The sequence below is a fragment of the Kocuria subflava genome (assembly GCF_012163155.1).
In the GTDB taxonomy this organism is placed as follows: domain Bacteria; phylum Actinomycetota; class Actinomycetes; order Actinomycetales; family Micrococcaceae; genus Kocuria; species Kocuria subflava.
This window is the reverse complement of the sequence record NZ_JAAVUN010000081.1, coordinates 1-1,229: the sequence shown is the minus strand read 5'-3', so window position 1 is coordinate 1,229 and position 1,229 is coordinate 1. Positions and strand designations below refer to the sequence as shown.

The following is a 1,229-nucleotide window of genomic DNA, read 5'->3' as shown; positions in this document are numbered from 1 at the left end:
GGCGGATTCAAGCGGTCAGTGCAACGAGTCCTGTGAGATGAGGCAGTCACTGATCACAGGAGGATCCGGATGCAGGGCAGGCACGGTCATCTCAGCCGGGAGCAGAAGCAGCTCGCGCTCAGGCTGCACGGGAAGGGCTGGCGGCTGGTCGATATCGCGAAGGAGATCAGCTGCAGCGCGCCGCTGGTCGGCATCATGGCCCGCACCGGCAGGCACCTTGACGCCAGGCCGTTTGGGTGGGAGCCACGTCAGGGCTGTCTGACGATCGACGAGCGCGAGCAGATCCTGCTCGGGATCAATCGCGGCGATACCTTCACCGCGATCGCAGAGCAGCTGGGGCGTGCGGTGTCGACCGTCAGCCGTGAGGTGAAGCGCGGTGGGGGTCGCTGCGGCTACTCGGCGTGGCGTGGTCATGAACGTGCCCGCGATAAGGCGCGTCGACCGAAGCCGTTCAAGCTTGCGTCGGGCCGGCTGCTCGAGGAGGTCGCCAGCCGGCTGGAGCAACTGTGGTCACCTGAGGAGATCGCAGCGCGCCTACGGTTGGATCACGCCGACGACCCGGAGATGCGCGTGAGCCACGAGACGATCTACCAGTCGCTGTTCGTGCAGGGCCGAGGCGAACTGCGCCGTGAGCTGGCGCGGTGCCTGCGGTCCGGAAGAGCGGCCCGCAAGCCCCGCGGAACCACGGACGGTCGCGGCCGCATCCCCGGCATGATCATGCTCAGCGAGCGCCCCGCAGAAGCCGACGACCGCGCCGTGCCAGGCCACTGGGAAGGAGATCTCATCCTCGGCGAGGGCAGCCGCAGCGCCATCGGCACGCTCGTTGAGCGCTCGACGCGAATGACACTGCTGCTGCACCTGCCCGACGGCAAGAGCGCCGAGCAGGTCGAGGCCGCGATGCGCGCCGCAATCAGCAAGCTGCCGTCCTCATTGATTCGAACGATCACCTGGGACCAAGGCGCGGAGATGTCCAAGCACGCCGCGTTCACCATCGCCACAGGAATCCCGATCTACTTCTGCGATCCCCACTCGCCCTGGCAGCGGGGGAGCAACGAGAACACCAACGGCCTGCTGCGCCAGTACCTGCCCAAAGGCACCGACCTGAGCGTCGTCAGCCGCGAGGAGTTGGACGCGATCCAGGACAGCCTCAACGGACGCCCCCGCAAGACGCTGGGCTATCTGACACCATCAGAGAAGCTCGCAGAGTTCCTTGCGCCCACCGCTTGAAT

General features: G+C 66.7%; 1 protein-coding gene. It reads left to right on the top strand.

Going from position 1 to position 1,229, the window contains the following annotated elements; translation table 11 throughout:
- Positions 1-69: 69 nt before the first annotated feature.
- Complete coding sequence (locus GTW58_RS13035) at positions 70-1,227, top strand: IS30 family transposase (protein WP_168023554.1); 1,158 nt, start codon at positions 70-72, stop codon at positions 1,225-1,227.
- Positions 1,228-1,229 lie beyond the last annotated feature (2 nt).

Coding starts and splice junctions, on each gene's coding strand:
- GTW58_RS13035 (WP_168023554.1), top strand. CDS start 70: ATGCAGGGCAGGCACGGTCATCTCAGCCGGGAGCAGAAGCAGCTCGCG.